Consider the following 16,080-nt stretch of genomic DNA (forward strand, 5'->3'; position numbering starts at 1 on the left):
TGGCGGTAGCGTTCGTTGAATCTGTGCCGCAGCCGTTACGTTTTCAGGGGCAGTAGTTCGATGCTGAAAGCGGGTTGTACTATAACCGGTATCGCTATTACTCGCCGGAGACCGCAAGGTTTATCACCCCTGACCCAATTGGGCTGGCTGGTGGGCTGAACCAAACTCAGTACGTGCCTAACCCTACCGGGTGGGTCGATCCGCTGGGGTTGACTAGTGTTCCGAATAGTCAAGGTATAGATCAACCTATCTAACAGGATCTAAGGGCGCAAAACGCTGCGCCCCTACCCCCCTGTTATTTAGTCCGCTTCCACGCATCCCGTACCTGTTCCGCCGTCACCGGCGCAGCCTGGTTCCCCCAGCTCCCGCGCAGATAGCTCATCAGATCGGCAGCCTTCTGATCGTTGAGCACCCAGCCATAGCCCGGCATAACGATCGATGGTGCATGTTGGGTGACCGGCGTATGCGCTCCTTCCAGCACCACGCGCAAGGCGGTCAGCGGATTATCCGCCGTCACCGACAGATTGCCCGCCAGAGCAGGTATGACGTTGTCGCTCCCCTCCCCCTGATTGCCATGGCAAGTTGAACAGTACATCGCATAGATCTGCCCGCCAGAAGCCATGCTCGCGCTTGATGCCGCCATGGTTGCTACAGGTTTCGGTGCCTCTATCTCCAGGCTGTGTACATACTGCGCGATAGCCTTTAAATCGTCATCGCTGAGGTATTGCGTGCTGTGCGCCACCACGTCGCTCATCGGCCCGGCCACAGCCGCATGTTGGCTGCGGCCGCTTTTCAGCAGCGCAACCACATCATCCGGCTTCAACCCACGCAGGCTCGGGGCATACCAACCATCCAACTCTGCGCCGCTCAGGAACTCAGGGGATTGGTTATCCAGCCCTTTTTCCTGCATCGCCCAGCCGCGCGGAGTATGGCAACTGCCACAGTGGCCCAGCCCCTGTACCAGATAAGCACCGCGATTCCACTGGGCGCTTTGCTTACTGTCTGGCTGATAGGTTTGGTCTTCATGGAACAGCGTATTCCATACCGCTAACGGCCAACGCATGGACAGCGGCCAGCTGATATCGCTTTCCCGGTTGGCAGTGTCTTGCGCCGGGACTTCGTGCATCAGGTAGTCATACAGAGCACGCATGTCCTGCTCGCTCATTTTGGCGTAGGAGGTATAAGGCATGGCGGGATACAGACGATGCCCATCTTTGGCCACGCCCTGCCGCATGGCACGATCGAACTCTGCAAAGCTGTAGCTGCCAATACCTTGCTGTTTATCGGGCGTAATATTGGTGGCATAGATATCCCCTACCGGCGTTGGGAACTTCATCCCGCCCGCCAGTTCCTTACCACCCGGAGCGGTATGGCAAGCCGTACAGTCCCCTGCCTTGGCCACGTATTCCCCGGCGGACATGGCGTGAGCCGAGCCACCAGCCAGCAACAGCATCAGATACCACGGACGTAATGTCATACCCCCTCCTTGGCAGCAACCTTGCCGTAGGCCAGTTCATTCACGGCTCGCCAAGCCTGATCGATCGCCGAGTTGGCATACGGGCTCCAGTCGGAATCGGAATTGGCAATGACGATCTTGCCGATCGGTTGCCGCGCGGTTTCGATGATCTTTTGGGACTCATCTTCATCATCGAACATACCGTTGAGGAAATAGGAGTAACCGTGCGACCAGCGGTTGACGGTGATCGCCTGAATATCCCGCTGATGATCAAATCCGGCATCACCTAACATGCCCTGCAGCTGCTCACGGATCATCTGCTCGTGTACCTCAAACGGGGTTCCTAGCAACAACGCTCGCCCTTTGCGCGACTGTTCACGCGGGCTAAGGCCGCTGCCGGGCAATGTCGGCACATACACCATATGCAGCCCGATAGGCTGGTTTGGATCGCGTGGGTGCTGATATCCCCCCATGCTTACCGGGTAGTCCAATTTCACCCGGCTATAAGGCGCGGTCGGGGCATACACTTCGTGCACTCCCAGTTTGATAAACGGCTGCCAGTTGCGGATCACCACCTTACTGTACACCAATGGCGATTTGACGTTCTGCTTCAGCGCCTCTTGCTGCTCGTGAGACATTTCCGGGATCAGATAAGGGATCATCATATTGTAACCGGCCATCACCACTTGCCCGGCCCGTACTTTGACCATCTTCTCGCCGTTGATATAGGTCACCTCGGCCTTATCACCCACGTTGGCCACGTGCAGCCCGGTGCTGTTCAAGCGTAGTTTCACCGGCGACTCGGGGCGATCCAGCTGGCTGTAATCAAACTTTGCCAGGATGACGTCGTTCATATCTTTGCCACCCGGTGCCACCGCCGGGATCAAATGACGCACCATTAGGCGAGCCAGCGTAGCGTTGCCATCCGGGAAGTGGAATACATAGGGATCGTCAAGATCGGCCTGCGATTCCTCATCCAACGGCGGCAGGTTCATGCCGTTCAGGCCTGGCAGATCACAGATGCGGGCATCGCTGCAAGAGGTCGCATCAATGCCGACGGCCTGGAAATCGTTGGTGGTTTGCTGGAAATAGCGGATCGCCATTTCGCTCAGCCCCACTTTCTCGCGCAGGAACTGGCTATAGCTGTGCTTGTCCAACCAGGCCACCTTCTCTTCCTGGCTCAGGCCCGGCAGGTAGTCTTTTTCGACGGTGTGCAGCGCAATCAAGGCCTGGCGATCGGCCTGCGGCAACGGGAAGTCGTTGATAAAATCTTCATAAGAACGACCATTGAGGCGATCACGCGGAATATCATCCGCCACCACTCGGCCCGGATCGCCACTCACTACCTTATCAACGCCAAAGTTCTGGCGATCAAAGTAGACGCCACGGCTGAGATTGAGGTCCGGATAGAAAGTGGTGTCGAAGGCCTTTTCCATACCGTCCAGGCTAACGCCCAGATTTTTCAGCAACCCCATGGCTACCGGGCTGAAGTTGGAACGTGGCGACTGTAACGATTCGCTGCCCCCGTAACCGAGGAGGGTGCCGTTCTCGCTGCTGAATTCGTTACGCTTGGCGTGGCCGCCAAAGTCATCATGGTTATCAATCAGCAAAATACGTTGCTGTTTGCCCTTCATTTGCTGCCAGAAACAGGCCGCCGCCAGGCCGCTGATGCCAGCGCCGACGATCACCAGATCGAATTCTTCTTCGATCGGCAGGTTGCCAAAATCAAAGGTTTTGCCATCACGCCCCAGTTGATGGGCATGTTCGAATGAGCCTGGATGATTGCCGCGCAGGCCAGTTAACGCTGGTGGGTAATACAGAGTTTGATGGGCGGCTTGCGGCGATGCGCGCAGGATCTGCATCGGCGTAAGCCCGGCGGCGATGGTGATCGCCACCCCATTAAGAAAATCGCGACGGGTGATAGCCATAAAAGCGTCCTTTTATTCTTTATTATTATCAGGCCAGCCGAAGCCAGCCTGAGAGCCGCGTTATTGTGCGTATAAATCCTACCAGATCAAGCAGATTAGTGTTTGAACATCACGTGGCGAATGGTGGTGTAATCCTCCAGCCCGTACATCGACATGTCTTTGCCATAGCCCGACAGCTTCTGCCCGCCGTGCGGCATTTCGCTCACCAGCATAAAGTGGGTGTTCACCCAGGTGCAGCCATACTGCAAACGCGCGCTCAGGCGATGGGCACGCCCTACGTCACGCGTCCACAAAGAGGAAGCAAGACCGTAATTGGAGGCGTTGGCCCAGGCCAGTACCTGCGCCTCGTCGTCGAACTCCGTCACCGTCACTACTGGGCCAAACACTTCACGCTGGACAATCTCATCTTCCTGGCGCGCGCCTGCCAACAGCGTTGGTTGGAAATAGAAGCCAGGGCCAGCGACTTTTTCGCCCCCGGTGATCACCTGGATATGAGGCAGTGCTTTGGCCCGCTCAACAAAGCCAATCACCCGCTCCAGATGCTGGGAAGTGATCAACGGCCCTAATTCGGTACTGCTGTCTTCCGGTGGCCCGATCTTCAAGCTGGCCACCGCTTCACCCAGCGCTTTCACCAGCTGTGGGTAAATGCCTTTTTGCGCATAGATCCGGCAGGCAGCGGTGCAATCCTGCCCGGCATTGTAAAAACCGAAGGTGCGGATGCCGTCAACAACCTGCTGAATGTCGGCATCATCGAAGACGATTACCGGCGCTTTGCCGCCCAGCTCCATATGGGTGCGTTTAATCCCTGGAGCGGTATGGGCAATGATATGCTCACCGGTAGCAATAGAGCCGGTAAGAGACACCATGCGCACCTTGTCGTGGCCGGTCAGCACATCGCCCACGCTGGCGCCACGGCCAAACAGCACGTTGAGCACGCCCGGTGGGAACACGCCAGCGGCCAGTTCGGCCAGCTTGAAGGTGGTTAACGGCGTCTGTTCAGAAGGTTTGATCACCACGCAGTTCCCTGCCGCCAACGCGGGTGCCAACTTCCAGGCGGCCATCATCAGCGGGTAGTTCCAGGGAGCAATCGAAGCCACCACCCCCAACGGATCGCGACGGATCGCGACGGATCATCGAAGTGTGCCCCGCCAGATATTCACCAGCCGCCATGCCACTCAGGCAACGGCTGGCACCGGCAAAGAAGCGGAAGACATCGGCCACCGCAGGCAGTTCGTCATTCAACGCGCAGTGATAAGGCTTGCCGCAGTTGAGGGATTCCAGTTTGGCGAAGGTTTCCGCATGCTGGTCAATCACGTCCGCCAGCGCCAGTAAGTGTTCGGCACGCTCTTTCGGAGTGGTTTGCCCCCACTGCTCAAACGCTGCATCGGCGGCCTGCACGGCCTCTTCAACCTGCTGTGCGCTGGCCTCGGCCACTTGAACAATCACTTCTCCCGTTACCGGGTTGTAGACCGGCAACTTTTCGCCCTGGCCGGTAACCAGTTGACCATTAATCAGCAGTTGGCTTTGCATAGGGTTATCCTTTGAAAATATTGGCATCAATTAAGGTGTTATTTACCGCTGCCGGCGACGCTTTCTCCGCCTTTGGTCAGGTAGTACGCGCCCAGGATCGGGAACATCGTCAATACCATCACCGACAGCGCGACCACGTTGGTGATCGGCACATCACGTGGGCGGCCCAACTGGTTCAGCAGCCACAGCGGCAGCGTACGTTCGTGCCCGGCGGTGAAGGTGGTCACAATGATTTCGTCGAATGACAGGGCAAACGCCAGCATTCCTCCCGCCAGCAGTGCCGAGCCCAGATTCGGCAAGATCACGTAACGGAAGGTCTGCCAGCCATCGGCCCCCAAATCCATCGAGGCTTCGATCAGGCTGTGTGAGGTACGGCGGAAGCGGGCGATCACGTTGTTGAACACGATCACCACGCAGAAGGTGGCATGGCCGATGACGATCGTCATGATCCCCGGTTCGATGTTCAGCGCCTTAAACGCCGCCCGCAATGCCAGACCGGTGACGATCCCCGGCAAGGCAATAGGTAACAGCAGCAGCAGAGAAATGCTGTCCTTGCCGAAGAAATCCCGGCGATACAGCGCCGCTGCGGCCAGCGTGCCAAGCACCAGCGCAATCGCCGTGGCCAGGCAGGCGATCTGTACCGAAAGCAGTACCGCATCAATAATGTCCTGCCGCCCCGCCGCCACGCTGAACCAATGCAGGGTGAAGCCCCGCGGCGGGAAGCTGAATGCCGCGTCTTCGGTATTGAAGGCGTACATGGCAATAATCACTATCGGGAAGTGCAGGAAGATCAGGCCACCCCAGGCGGCCAGTTTCAGCCCTAACGGCGCGCGTTCAGAGTGCATCGAAGGCCCCCAGGCGTTTCACAATCGAGAGATAAATGGCGATCAGGACGATCGGCACCAGCGTAAAGGCGGCCGCCATCGGCATATTGCCGATCGCCCCCTGTTGGGCATACACCATGCTGCCAATAAAGTAGCCCGGCGGCCCCACCAGCTGTGGCACGATAAAATCACCCAGCGTCAGCGAAAAAGTAAAGATGGAACCGGCTGCGATACCCGGTACCGCCAGCGGCAGGATCACATAGCGGAACGTTTGGGACGGGCGCGCGCCCAGATCCGCAGAAGCGTGCAGCAACGAAGGCGGCAAGCGCTCTAACGCCGCCTGGATCGGTAAGATCATGAACGGCAGCCAAATATAGACAAACACCAGGAAGCGCCCAAGACCGGAAGTGGATAGCGTATTACCCCCTACGCCGGGAATGCTCAGAATGCTCGCCAATACCGGCTCCAGCCCCATATGTTGCAGGAACCACTGCGCCACGCCGTCTTTCGCCAGCAATAGCGTCCAGGCATAGGCTTTAACGATGTAGCTGGCCCACATCGGCATCATCACGGCGATATAAAAGAACGCTTTTACCTTGCCGCTGGTGTATCGGGCCATGTAATAGGCGATGGGGAATGCCAATACCGCACTGGCCAGCGAAACGACCACCGCCATGGTCAGCGTACGCACGATGATGTCGTAGTTGGCCGGGTTGAACAGCGCGCTCAGGTTGGCGAAGGTCAGATCCGGCGTCACCGTCATGGTGAAGTCGTCGAAGGTGTAAAAGCCCTGCCACAGCAGGGTCAGCAGCGAGCCCAGATACACCGCCCCAAACCACAGCAGCGGTGGCACCAGCAACAGCAGCAGATACAGCGTTGGCTTGCGGTACAGGTAGGTGGAAATCGCGCGAATTTTACCGCCGGGCGCTGCCGGCTGCTCGATGCTCATGTCCATCTCACCTCTCCTCCAGCAGCGGCACCATTGCCTCTCTGGCCCAACAGGCGGTGACCGGCTGACCGATCAGGCGCTGCTGTGCCACGGCCTGCCACTGTGGGTTAGCCTGGCTGACCAGCAGTTTCTCACCGCTGCTCAGGGCGATTTCATAGCGTGTCGCCGCCCCTTGGTAATGGATATCCTGCAAGGTACCCTGAACCTGAACTTCCCCCTGCGTTGCGCCGCTTTGATCCAGCAGGCGGATATGCTCCGGGCGGATCGAAAAGGTGGCCGATTGCCCCAGCAACCGCTCCGCCAATTCGCTGCGTACCACGTTGGACGTGCCGACAAACTCGGCGACAAACGGCGTTCTTGGCCGCATATACAGTTCGCGAGGCGCATCTACCTGCTCAATGCGGCCATTGTTAAATACCGCCACCCGATCGGACATCGACAGGGCTTCGCTTTGATCGTGCGTAACGAAGATAAAGGTGATTCCCAGTTGGCGTTGCAGCTTCTTCAACTCCCCCTGCATCTGCTCACGCAATTTCAGGTCCAACGCCCCAAGCGGTTCGTCCAGCAGCAGCACGCGTGGGCGATTGACCAATGCACGAGCCAGAGCCACGCGCTGACGTTGGCCACCGGAAAGGTGCGCCGGTTTACGTTCGGCAGCAAACCCCAATGCCACGCTTTCCAATGCCTGATTCGCCCGCGCCAGCCGTTCACGCTTGGCAACGCCTTTCACCATCAGGCCGTAGGCCACGTTCTCCAGCACCGACATGTGTGGGAACAGCGCATAGTCCTGGAACACGGTGTTCACATCGCGCTGGTAAGGCGGCAGATTGCTCGCCTCTTGCCCATGAATACGGATGGAGCCGGAGCTAAGTTGTTCAAAGCCAGCGATCAGCCGCAGGCAGGTGGTTTTACCCGAGCCTGAAGGCCCAAGCATGGAGAAAAACTCGCCGTCCTGTATTTCAACAGAAACCCGATCTACGGCGCGAACATCGCCGAAAATGCGCGAGACATCGATAAATTGCACAGCAATGGTCATGATGTACGCTCCAAAATGTTGCCCCTCACCCCAACCCTCTCCCAAAGGGAGAGGGAGCTGTTAGTCCCTGCTCTTTGGGAAGTAAAAAGGTCATCTCAGCAAACTCGATCGGTCCCCCACAGGGGAGCCGTCTGGCGCTCGCAGGTGAGTGCTATAAGGGTTATCTACCGCCCATGATGGCGATGTAGTCCTGGGTCCAGCGGCTATAAGGGACGAACTTGCCGCCCTCGGCCTGTGGCGTTTTCCAGAAGGCAATTTTGTCAAACTGGTTGAAACCGTTGGTTTCACACCCTTTGTCACCGAGCAAGGTGCTGGCTTTGCAACCGGCAGGAACTGCCGGTAACGAGCCAAACCAGGCCGCAACGTCACCCTGTACCTTCGGTTCCAGCGACCAGTTCATCCACTGGTAGGCGCAGCTCGGATGCTTGGCCTCGGCGTGCAACATGGTGGTATCCGCCCAGCCGGTAACTCCTTCTTTCGGGAATACGGTAGCGATAGGCTGGCCTTCGCCTTTCAGGGCATTGGCCTGGTATGGCCAGGCGCTGGAAGCCACCACGCCTTCGTTTTTGAAATCGCTCATCTGTACCGAGGTGTCATGCCAGTAACGGTGGATCAGCGCGTGCTGGCTGCGCAGCAGTTTCAGTGCCGCCTGATACTGCTCTTCGTTCAGTTGGTAAGGGTCGGTGATGCCAAGCTGGGGTTGAGTCGCTTTCAGGAACAGCGCCGCATCGGCGATATAGATTGGGCCGTCGTAAGCCTGCACCCGGCCTTGATTGGTCTTGCCGTCCGGCAGGTTTTGCTGCTGGAACACCACGGCCCAGCTGTCTGGCGGCGTCGGGAAGGTTTTAGTGTTATACATCAGCAGGTTTGGCCCCCACTGATATGGCGTACCGTAGGTTTTGCCCGCCACGTTGTACCAAGGGCCGTTTATCAGGCGTGGGTCGATATTCTGCCAGTTAGGGATCAGCGCGGTATTGATTGGCTGCACGCGTTTGCCGTAGATCAGACGCAGCGAGGCATCGCCAGAAGCGGTCACCAGATCGTAACCGCCTTTTGCCATCAAGCTGACCATTTCATCCGAGGTCGCGGCGGTTTTCACATTCACCGCGCAGCCGGTCTGTTTCTCAAACTGGGTCACCCAGTCGTAATTCTTGTCGGACTGACCACGTTCGATGTAGCCGGGCCAGGCGATGATGTCCAACCGCCCTTCCCCCTTGCCCAACTGCTGTGGCGTATCGGCGGCCTGAGCCATACCGCAAAGGATCGTCATACAGAGCGCGGTGACTGTGGTGATTGCGTGTGTTTTTCCCATCGTAATTACCCCTGTGTTGCATGTTGGTATGCGGCAAGGAACGGTTGCCGCCGATTTTTTATCGGCCATGTGGCTAGAAGGAAGCCTTGAACTTCGCCATCACGTGCCGGACAACGCTGTAATCCTGTAATGAATCGCTGGAGAGATCTTTGCCGTAGCCCGAGCGCTTTAAGCCGCCGTGAGGCATTTCGCTCGCCAGCGTAAAGTGGGTGTTGATCCAGGTGCTGCCATATTGCAGATGCGCCGCGATATGCAGCGCGCGGTCGATATTCTGTGTCCACACCGAGGAGGCCAGACCGTATTCGGAATCGTTGGCCCAGGTCACCGCCTGCTCCAGGGTGTCGAAACGCGTCACGCTGACCACCGGGCCAAACACTTCACGCTGGACGATTTCATCGGTTTGCAGGCAGCCAGCCAATAACGTGGGCTGATAGTAAAAGCCGGGGCCAGAGTGTGCCGCCGCACCAGTAATCAATTCGATATGTGGCTGGCTGAGAGCCCGTTCGACAAAGCTGGCGACCCGGTCACGCTGGCGGCTGCTGATCAGCGGGCCGATTTCATTATCTTCATCACGCTTGCGGGCAAAACGTAGGCTGGCGACCGCTTCCCCCAAGGCTTCCACCAGCTTCGGATAGATGCCTGCCTGGGCGTAAATGCGGCAGGCAGCGGTGCAATCCTGCCCGGCATTGTAGTAACCGAAGGTACGGATACTGCTGACGACCTCATCCAGATCGGCATCGTCACAGACGATCACCGGGGCTTTACCGCCCAGTTCCAGGTGGGTGCGCTTGACGCTTTTGACCGCCGCCTGCAAGATTTTTTGCCCGGTAACGATATCGCCGGTAACCGACACTAAACGAACCTGCGGATGACCAACCAGATGGCTGCCCACCCCTTCGCCACCGCCGTAGACAATGTTCAACACGCCTGGCGGCAGGATTTCCTGCAACGCAGGCACCAAGGCCAGAATGGTCAATGGCGTATGTTCGGAGGGCTTGAATACTACGGTGTTGCCGGCTGCAAGCGCCGGAGCAATCTTCCAGGCCGCCATCATCAGCGGATAATTCCATGGTGCGATGGAGGCCACCACACCGATCGGGTCACGCCGGATCATGGAGGTATGGCCCTCAACATATTCACCTGCCAACTGGCCTTGCTGGGTGCGCACGGCCCCGGCGAAGAAGCGGAATACGTCAATGGCTGCGGGCAGATCGTCGTTCAGTGCCTGATGGAAAGGTTTACCGCAGTTCAGCGCTTCAAGGCGCGCCAGATGTTCTGCCTGCCGTTCGATGGCATCGGCAATACGCAGCAGGATTGTTGCTCGGAAAGCGGGAGTGGTGCGTGACCAGTGGGGAAATGCCTGCTGCGCGGCGGCAACTGCGCGCCCCACCTGGGTTGGCGTTGCCTCGGCAATAGAAACCAGGATTTCACCGTTGGCAGGATTAACAATGGTCTCCTGATGGCCTTCACCCTCGAGCGACTCGCCGTTAATGAATTGCCGACAGGATAAACCGGAAACCAACTGTAGCTCTGCCATTGCGCTGCCTCATGTGACAAAAACGTTAACTAAATGTGATAAGTTAGTTTTAATCAGACTAAGCGAGCGCACTGCGGACAACAAATTCTAAATACTGAAGGCAGCGTTCGATTAAATCGAATGCTTGAGGCCGGTCATGTTCGTTTTGCTGTTCTCCCGCGCAATGGTGAGGAATGGGGTTACCAATTCAGGCCGCGCACTGCCACGCCGCCAGGCCAGGCCGATATCCAGCGGTTCCAGCAAATCCACCAGCTTGCGCGCCTCAATCATGTTGCCCTCCAGCGACCAGGCGCGGTAAGCCATATCCGGCAGGATGGCAATGCCCATGCCCGCCGCCACCAGGCTACGCACCGCTTCGGTGGAGGCAGTTTTCATGGCGATCTCCGGCTTCAGGCCCGCGCGTCCCCAGATGCGCCGGGCATGAACGTCCATTTCATCGACGTTGAGCTGGATCAGCGGCTGTTTGGCCACGTCTGCCAAACCGATGCTTTCGTGCTCCAGCAGCGGGTGCAGCGGCGGTAGCCACAGGCGATACGGCGAGTGCATCAGCACTTCGGTCTGTAAGGCATCGCGATCTTCAATGTTCGACAGGATCAGCACCCCGATATCGATTTCACCGCTCACCAGCAAATGCTCGATATAGGGCCTTTCGTCCTCAATCACCTGGATAGTCACGTTGGGATAGGCAGACTTGAAGCGCTTGAGCAGTTCCACCAGAAAATATCCCGCCACCAGACTGGTGACGCCGATGGTCAGTTTGCCGCTCAGGCTTTCAGTGCCCAGCTGCAGGCTGCGCTTGGCATTATCCACCGTTGCCAGGATCAGGTATGACTGGCGCAAGAACTGGTGCCCCTGGTGGGTCAGGTTCATTCCCTTGGCGTGGCGCTCGAACAGCCGGACGCCAATGTCGGTTTCCAACTGCTGGATCGCCAGCGTGAGCGAAGACTGTGACACAAACACCGCCTGCGCCGCCGCCGAGATCGACCCGGTTTCGGCCACGGCAATAAAATGGCGGATTTGGCGTAACGTCATCATGGTAGCAACCTCAAACAAAACAGTTGGTTTGAGTGTAGATGCTCACCGCTAAGCCATCAGGAAATGTGTGAAAAACGCGATGTCGTTCGCTTTTTTAGAACGCAAAGAGGGAGGGAGTGCACAAAAACAACCAAGGCGCAGCTAAGCCGCGCCTTGGTTGTGAGCCTGTTAGGGCTTTGATTAAATCGCTTCTTCGTCCTGCTCGCCAGTACGGATACGCACTACACGGGCCACGTCGAAGACAAAGATTTTACCGTCGCCAATTTTACCGGTCTGCGCTGTCTGCATGATGGTTTCCACACAGGTATCCACGATATCGTCAGCTACCACGATCTCGATTTTAACCTTTGGCAGGAAGTCGACCATATACTCGGCACCACGGTACAGCTCGGTATGGCCCTTCTGGCGACCAAAGCCTTTCACTTCGGTCACCGTCATGCCGGTAATGCCTACTTCAGCCAGTGCTTCACGCACGTCATCCAGTTTGAAGGGCTTGATAATCGCGTCAATTTTTTTCATTTTTATTCCTTAATTACCAATTTTTACGGCCAAAGCCGGAGGTGATCGGATAGCGGCGGTCTTTGCCAAAGTTACGGGCGGTAATGCGCGGCCCGACGGCGGCCTGACGGCGTTTGTACTCGTTGATGTCCACCAGGCGGATCACCTTGCGCACCACGGCTTCTTCAAAGCCCTCAGCAACCAGATCGGCGACCGATTTATCGCGCTCGACATAACCTTCCAGAATAGCATCCAGAATGTCATACGGTGGCAGGCTATCCTGATCGAGCTGATCCGGCGCCAGCTCGGCAGACGGTGGACGATCGATCACCCGTTGAGGGATCACGTAGGAGACGGTATTACGGTATTCGGAAAGCTTGAACACCAGGGTTTTCGGCACATCTTTCAATACGTCGAAACCACCGGCCATATCACCATACAGCGTGCAATAACCGACAGCCACCTCGCTTTTGTTACCCGTGGTTAACACGATGCTGCCGCGTTTGTTAGACAGCGCCATCAGCACCACGCCACGGCAGCGGGCCTGCAGGTTTTCTTCGGTGGTATCCCGTGCGGTATCGGCAAACATCGGGGCGAGCTGGCCCATAAAGGCGTCGAACATGGGTTCAATCGAGACGATGTCAAATTCGATGCCGAGGATTTCGGCCTCTTCCTTGGCATCGGCGATGCTGATATCTGCCGTATAGCGGAACGGCATCATCAAGGCCTGAACCTTGTCTTTGCCCAACGCATCCACGGCGATCGCCAGGGTCAGCGCCGAGTCGATCCCACCGGACAAGCCCAGCACCGCGCCTTTGAAACCGTTTTTGGTCACATAGTCGCGTACGGCCAGCACCAGCGCTTCATACACCTGCGCCAACTGTGGCAACTCTGCCGCCGGAGCCGTCATCGGCACCACTTCCAGGCCTTTGAACTCAAGCAGAGTCACCTGCTCGGCGAAAGCCGCCAGGCGATGAGTCATATTGCCAGCGGCATCAAAGACTTTTGAACAGCCGTCAAAAATCAGTTCGTCCTGCCCACCGATCTGATTCAGATAGACCAACGGCAACCCTGTACGCTGGCAGTGGCCGGACATCAGGGTTTTGCGGATATACGGCTTTTCGCGGTTATACGGGGAAGCGTTGATCGACAGCAGGATCTCTGCCCCCGCCGCTTTCGCCGCATCGACCGGTTCCGGGAACCACAGATCTTCGCAGATCAGCAGCCCCAGGCGGTAACCTTTCAGCTCCACCACGCAGTTTTTATCACCCGCATGGAAGTAGCGCTTCTCATCGAATACGCCGTAGTTAGGCAACTGTTGCTTGAAGTAACGAGCCTGCAAAGCCCCCTCAGAGAACAGGGACAGCGCGTTATACAGCTTGCCGTCTTCACGCCACGGGTGGCCGACCAGGATCGCCACCTCGGCGGAGGCCTGCTGCAAGCGGCTTAGCTGAGTATCGCAGCGCTGGTAGAAATCATCACGGTACAGCAGGTCTTCCGGCGGATAGCCGGACAGCGCCAGTTCGCTGAACATGACCAGATCGGCTCCCGCCTTCTGCTGCTCCTGCACGGTTTGCAACATGCGCTCGCTGTTGCCTTCAATATCGCCCACCAGCAAATTCAGCTGGGCCAACGCAATGGAAAGTGATCTGCTCATATCTCTATGGTCTGCCATGCCACAACAAAGAAACCGGAGTGTAAATCATTCCGGCTACTTTGTTGAGAACCTGCGCATGCAGGTTCAGAAAAGAAAACATCATTCTTTGAAATCGTTGGCATCCAGTTCATGGCGCGACAACAATTTATAGAACTCAGTACGGTTACGGCCCGCCATGCGCGCGGCCTGGGTAACGTTACCCTTGGTGATCTGCAACAGTTTACGTAGATAGTGTAATTCAAACTGGTTGCGCGCCTCGACAAAGGTTGGCAACGCCGTGTTTTCCCCTTCCAGCGCCTGCTCAACCAGCGCTTCACTGATCACCGGTGCCGTAGTCAATGCCACGCACTGCTCGATCACGTTCACCAACTGGCGCACGTTGCCGGGCCAGCTGGCGGTCATCAGGCGTTTCATGGCATCGGAGGAGAAACTGCGTACAAAAGGTTTGTGGCGCAGCGCCGAAGCACGTAGCAGATGGTTGGCCAGCAGCGGGATATCTTCGGCCCGCTCGTTGAGCGCTGGTATTTTCAGGTTAACCACGTTCAGACGGTAATAGAGATCTTCACGGAACTCGTTTTTTACCATCGCTTTAGGCAAATCGCGGTGGGTGGCGGAAATGATGCGTACGTCAATATCCAGATCGCGGTTGCTGCCCAGTGGGCGCACCTTGCGTTCCTGTAACACACGTAGCAATTTTACCTGCAGCGAGAGCGGCATATCGCCAATCTCATCCAGGAACAGCGTGCCCCCTTCTGCCGCCTGGAACAAACCTTCACGGCTGCTGACGGCACCGGTGAACGCCCCTTTGGCATGGCCAAACAGCTCTGACTCCAGCAGCTGCTCCGGCAACGCGCCGCAGTTGATGGCGATAAAGGCTTTCTTGGCCCGTGGGCTGGCCGCATGGATGGCCTGTGCCAACACCTCTTTACCAGTGCCACTCTGGCCATTGATCAGCACGCTGACGTCCGACTGGGCGACCATCTTGGCCTGTTCAAGCAGCCGCAGCATAATCGGGCTACGGGTGACAAAATCCTCACGCCAGCTGTCATCGCCGGCAGGGATCGACGACAGCGATAGCGCTTCATCGATCGCCTTATACAACGCATCGCGATCGACCGGCTTGGTCAGGAAGCTGAACACCCCTTGTTGAGTCGCTGCCACCGCGTCAGGGATCGAACCGTGTGCGGTCAGGATGATCACCGGCATCCCCGGCTGGTATTTCTGGATCTCGGCAAACAGCGCCATGCCGTCCATTTCATCCATCCGCAGATCGCTGATCACCAGGTCGATCTTTTCACGGGCCAGCAGACGCAAAGCCTCTTGGCCGCTTTCCGCCGTAGTAACGTGAAAACCTTCGCTGGTCAGGCGCATTCCCAACAGCTTGAGCAGGCTGGGATCGTCGTCAACCAACAACAGATTGGCCGGTTTGCGAGCTGTCATTGCGCTGGGGACTCCTTGTTGGCCGCGGGCGGCGTGTAGGTCTCTTCCGGCTCTACCGGCAAGGCGGTACCGGTTTCAGTCACCGGGGCTGGCTCTGCGGGCTCGGCCACTTTGGCGGGCGCTGCGGGCTTGCCTGCGGGCTCGGCTTTAGGCTGCGCCACGCTGCTTTCCGGGATTTCCCCCTGCATTTGCTTGCGTGACGAGAGCTGGCGTTCGATATCGGTCAGATTCTCCAGTTTGCGGGAGGTCTCCTGCAACTGGCTTTGCAGATGGATCTGGTTCTGGCGCAGCGAATCGATCTGGCTGTCTGAACTTTCCTGCAGGTGCTGGTAACGCGCGCGCTCGTCAAACAGGCTCACTTGCAACGCCTGCTGCTGACGCCACAGTTGCAGCAATGGACGCAGCGAGTTAGGGAACTCGAGGCGATAGCTGTTCAAACGATCGATGATCTGACGGCGCTCGCTCGAGCTCGGCTCAGCGCTGCCCAGCAAAATGCTTTGCTTGAACACGTCCTGCCAATTGTTGCCCGGCAGGGTTTTCGCTAACGCTCTGGCCTGCGTGGAGCCGATACGATCGGCGCAGTCCATCGCCCGCAGCCAAAAGAGTGAGTTTTCCAAGGCTTCTTTTTCGTCAAGCTGCCATAGCGTATCGCAAGGCGCAATGCGGTAATCCACCACCTTGGTATCCGGGATCGCTTCCTGTTGCTGCTGGGCTGGGCCGCTACTGACGGCACGATCGACACAGCCAATCAGCAGAAACGGGGCAAAAAGGATCGTGCCCAAAAAAGAAAGCGAATGTTTGCCGAGCGGTGCGCGTAGAGAAACACGCGGTGAACCTTCGGTCTGCGATTGATAAGCGCGATTAGACCCTGTGTACAT

At 57.5% G+C, this 16,080-nt stretch carries 13 protein-coding genes and 1 pseudogene; 1 reads left to right on the forward strand and 13 read right to left on the reverse strand.

The annotated features are described in order from the left end of the window. Positions 1-74 precede the first annotated feature (74 nt). Positions 75-254 (forward strand): RHS repeat-associated core domain-containing protein, encoded by a 180-nt coding sequence (locus KGP26_RS21225; protein WP_223664583.1) that lies wholly within the window; start codon positions 75-77, stop codon positions 252-254. Positions 255-295: 41 nt separating this feature from the next. Here the strand turns inward: KGP26_RS21225 and KGP26_RS21230 are convergent, their stop codons facing one another. From KGP26_RS21230 to qseG, 13 genes and pseudogenes are all read right to left on the reverse strand, one after another. Continuing rightward, positions 296-1,477, reverse strand: coding sequence for a cytochrome c (locus tag KGP26_RS21230; protein WP_223664584.1), 1,182 nt, complete (start codon positions 1,475-1,477; stop codon positions 296-298). After that, on the reverse strand, positions 1,474-3,384 hold the full coding sequence (locus KGP26_RS21235; protein ID WP_223664585.1) for an FAD/NAD(P)-binding protein: 1,911 nt from the start codon (positions 3,382-3,384) through the stop codon (positions 1,474-1,476). The genes KGP26_RS21230 and KGP26_RS21235 overlap by 4 nt, the downstream gene beginning before the upstream one ends. A 95-nt stretch (positions 3,385-3,479) precedes the next feature. Further along, positions 3,480-4,914: pseudogene (patD, locus tag KGP26_RS21240) on the reverse strand (aminobutyraldehyde dehydrogenase). 38 nt (positions 4,915-4,952) lie between these two features. After that, positions 4,953-5,759 (reverse strand): ABC transporter permease, encoded by an 807-nt coding sequence (locus KGP26_RS21245; RefSeq protein WP_223664586.1) that lies wholly within the window; start codon positions 5,757-5,759, stop codon positions 4,953-4,955. Further along, entirely contained in the window at positions 5,749-6,693 is a 945-nt protein-coding gene (locus KGP26_RS21250) for an ABC transporter permease (RefSeq protein ID WP_021807702.1), read from the reverse strand. The genes KGP26_RS21245 and KGP26_RS21250 overlap by 11 nt, the downstream gene beginning before the upstream one ends. A gap of 1 nt (position 6,694) precedes the next feature. After that, positions 6,695-7,723, reverse strand: coding sequence for an ABC transporter ATP-binding protein (locus KGP26_RS21255; protein WP_021178883.1), 1,029 nt, complete (start codon positions 7,721-7,723; stop codon positions 6,695-6,697). A gap of 160 nt (positions 7,724-7,883) precedes the next feature. Next, positions 7,884-8,993, reverse strand: coding sequence for a putative ABC transporter substrate-binding protein YdcS (gene ydcS / locus KGP26_RS21260; RefSeq protein WP_371822210.1), 1,110 nt, complete (start codon positions 8,991-8,993; stop codon positions 7,884-7,886). A gap of 115 nt (positions 8,994-9,108) precedes the next feature. Further along, positions 9,109-10,572, reverse strand: coding sequence for a gamma-aminobutyraldehyde dehydrogenase (locus tag KGP26_RS21265; RefSeq protein ID WP_059201545.1), 1,464 nt, complete (start codon positions 10,570-10,572; stop codon positions 9,109-9,111). A gap of 111 nt (positions 10,573-10,683) precedes the next feature. Further along, positions 10,684-11,607 (reverse strand): LysR substrate-binding domain-containing protein, encoded by a 924-nt coding sequence (locus KGP26_RS21270; protein ID WP_021807699.1) that lies wholly within the window; start codon positions 11,605-11,607, stop codon positions 10,684-10,686. A gap of 180 nt (positions 11,608-11,787) precedes the next feature. Further along, positions 11,788-12,126 carry a nitrogen regulatory protein P-II gene (glnB, locus tag KGP26_RS21275; RefSeq protein WP_004847623.1) on the reverse strand — a complete coding sequence of 113 codons (339 nt, stop codon included), beginning with the start codon at positions 12,124-12,126 and terminating at the stop codon, positions 11,788-11,790. A 13-nt stretch (positions 12,127-12,139) separates the two neighbouring features. Next, on the reverse strand, positions 12,140-13,762 hold the full coding sequence (locus KGP26_RS21280) for an NAD+ synthase (protein ID WP_021178887.1): 1,623 nt from the start codon (positions 13,760-13,762) through the stop codon (positions 12,140-12,142). 99 nt (positions 13,763-13,861) lie between these two features. Next, positions 13,862-15,202 (reverse strand): two-component system response regulator GlrR, encoded by a 1,341-nt coding sequence (gene glrR / locus KGP26_RS21285; protein ID WP_021178888.1) that lies wholly within the window; start codon positions 15,200-15,202, stop codon positions 13,862-13,864. Continuing rightward, on the reverse strand, positions 15,199-16,080 hold the full coding sequence (gene qseG / locus KGP26_RS21290) for a two-component system QseEF-associated lipoprotein QseG (RefSeq protein ID WP_021807697.1): 882 nt from the start codon (positions 16,078-16,080) through the stop codon (positions 15,199-15,201). The genes glrR and qseG overlap by 4 nt, the downstream gene beginning before the upstream one ends.

The sequence above is a fragment of the Serratia sp. JSRIV002 genome, assembly GCF_019968725.1.
GTDB lineage: Bacteria > Pseudomonadota > Gammaproteobacteria > Enterobacterales > Enterobacteriaceae > Chania > Chania fonticola_B.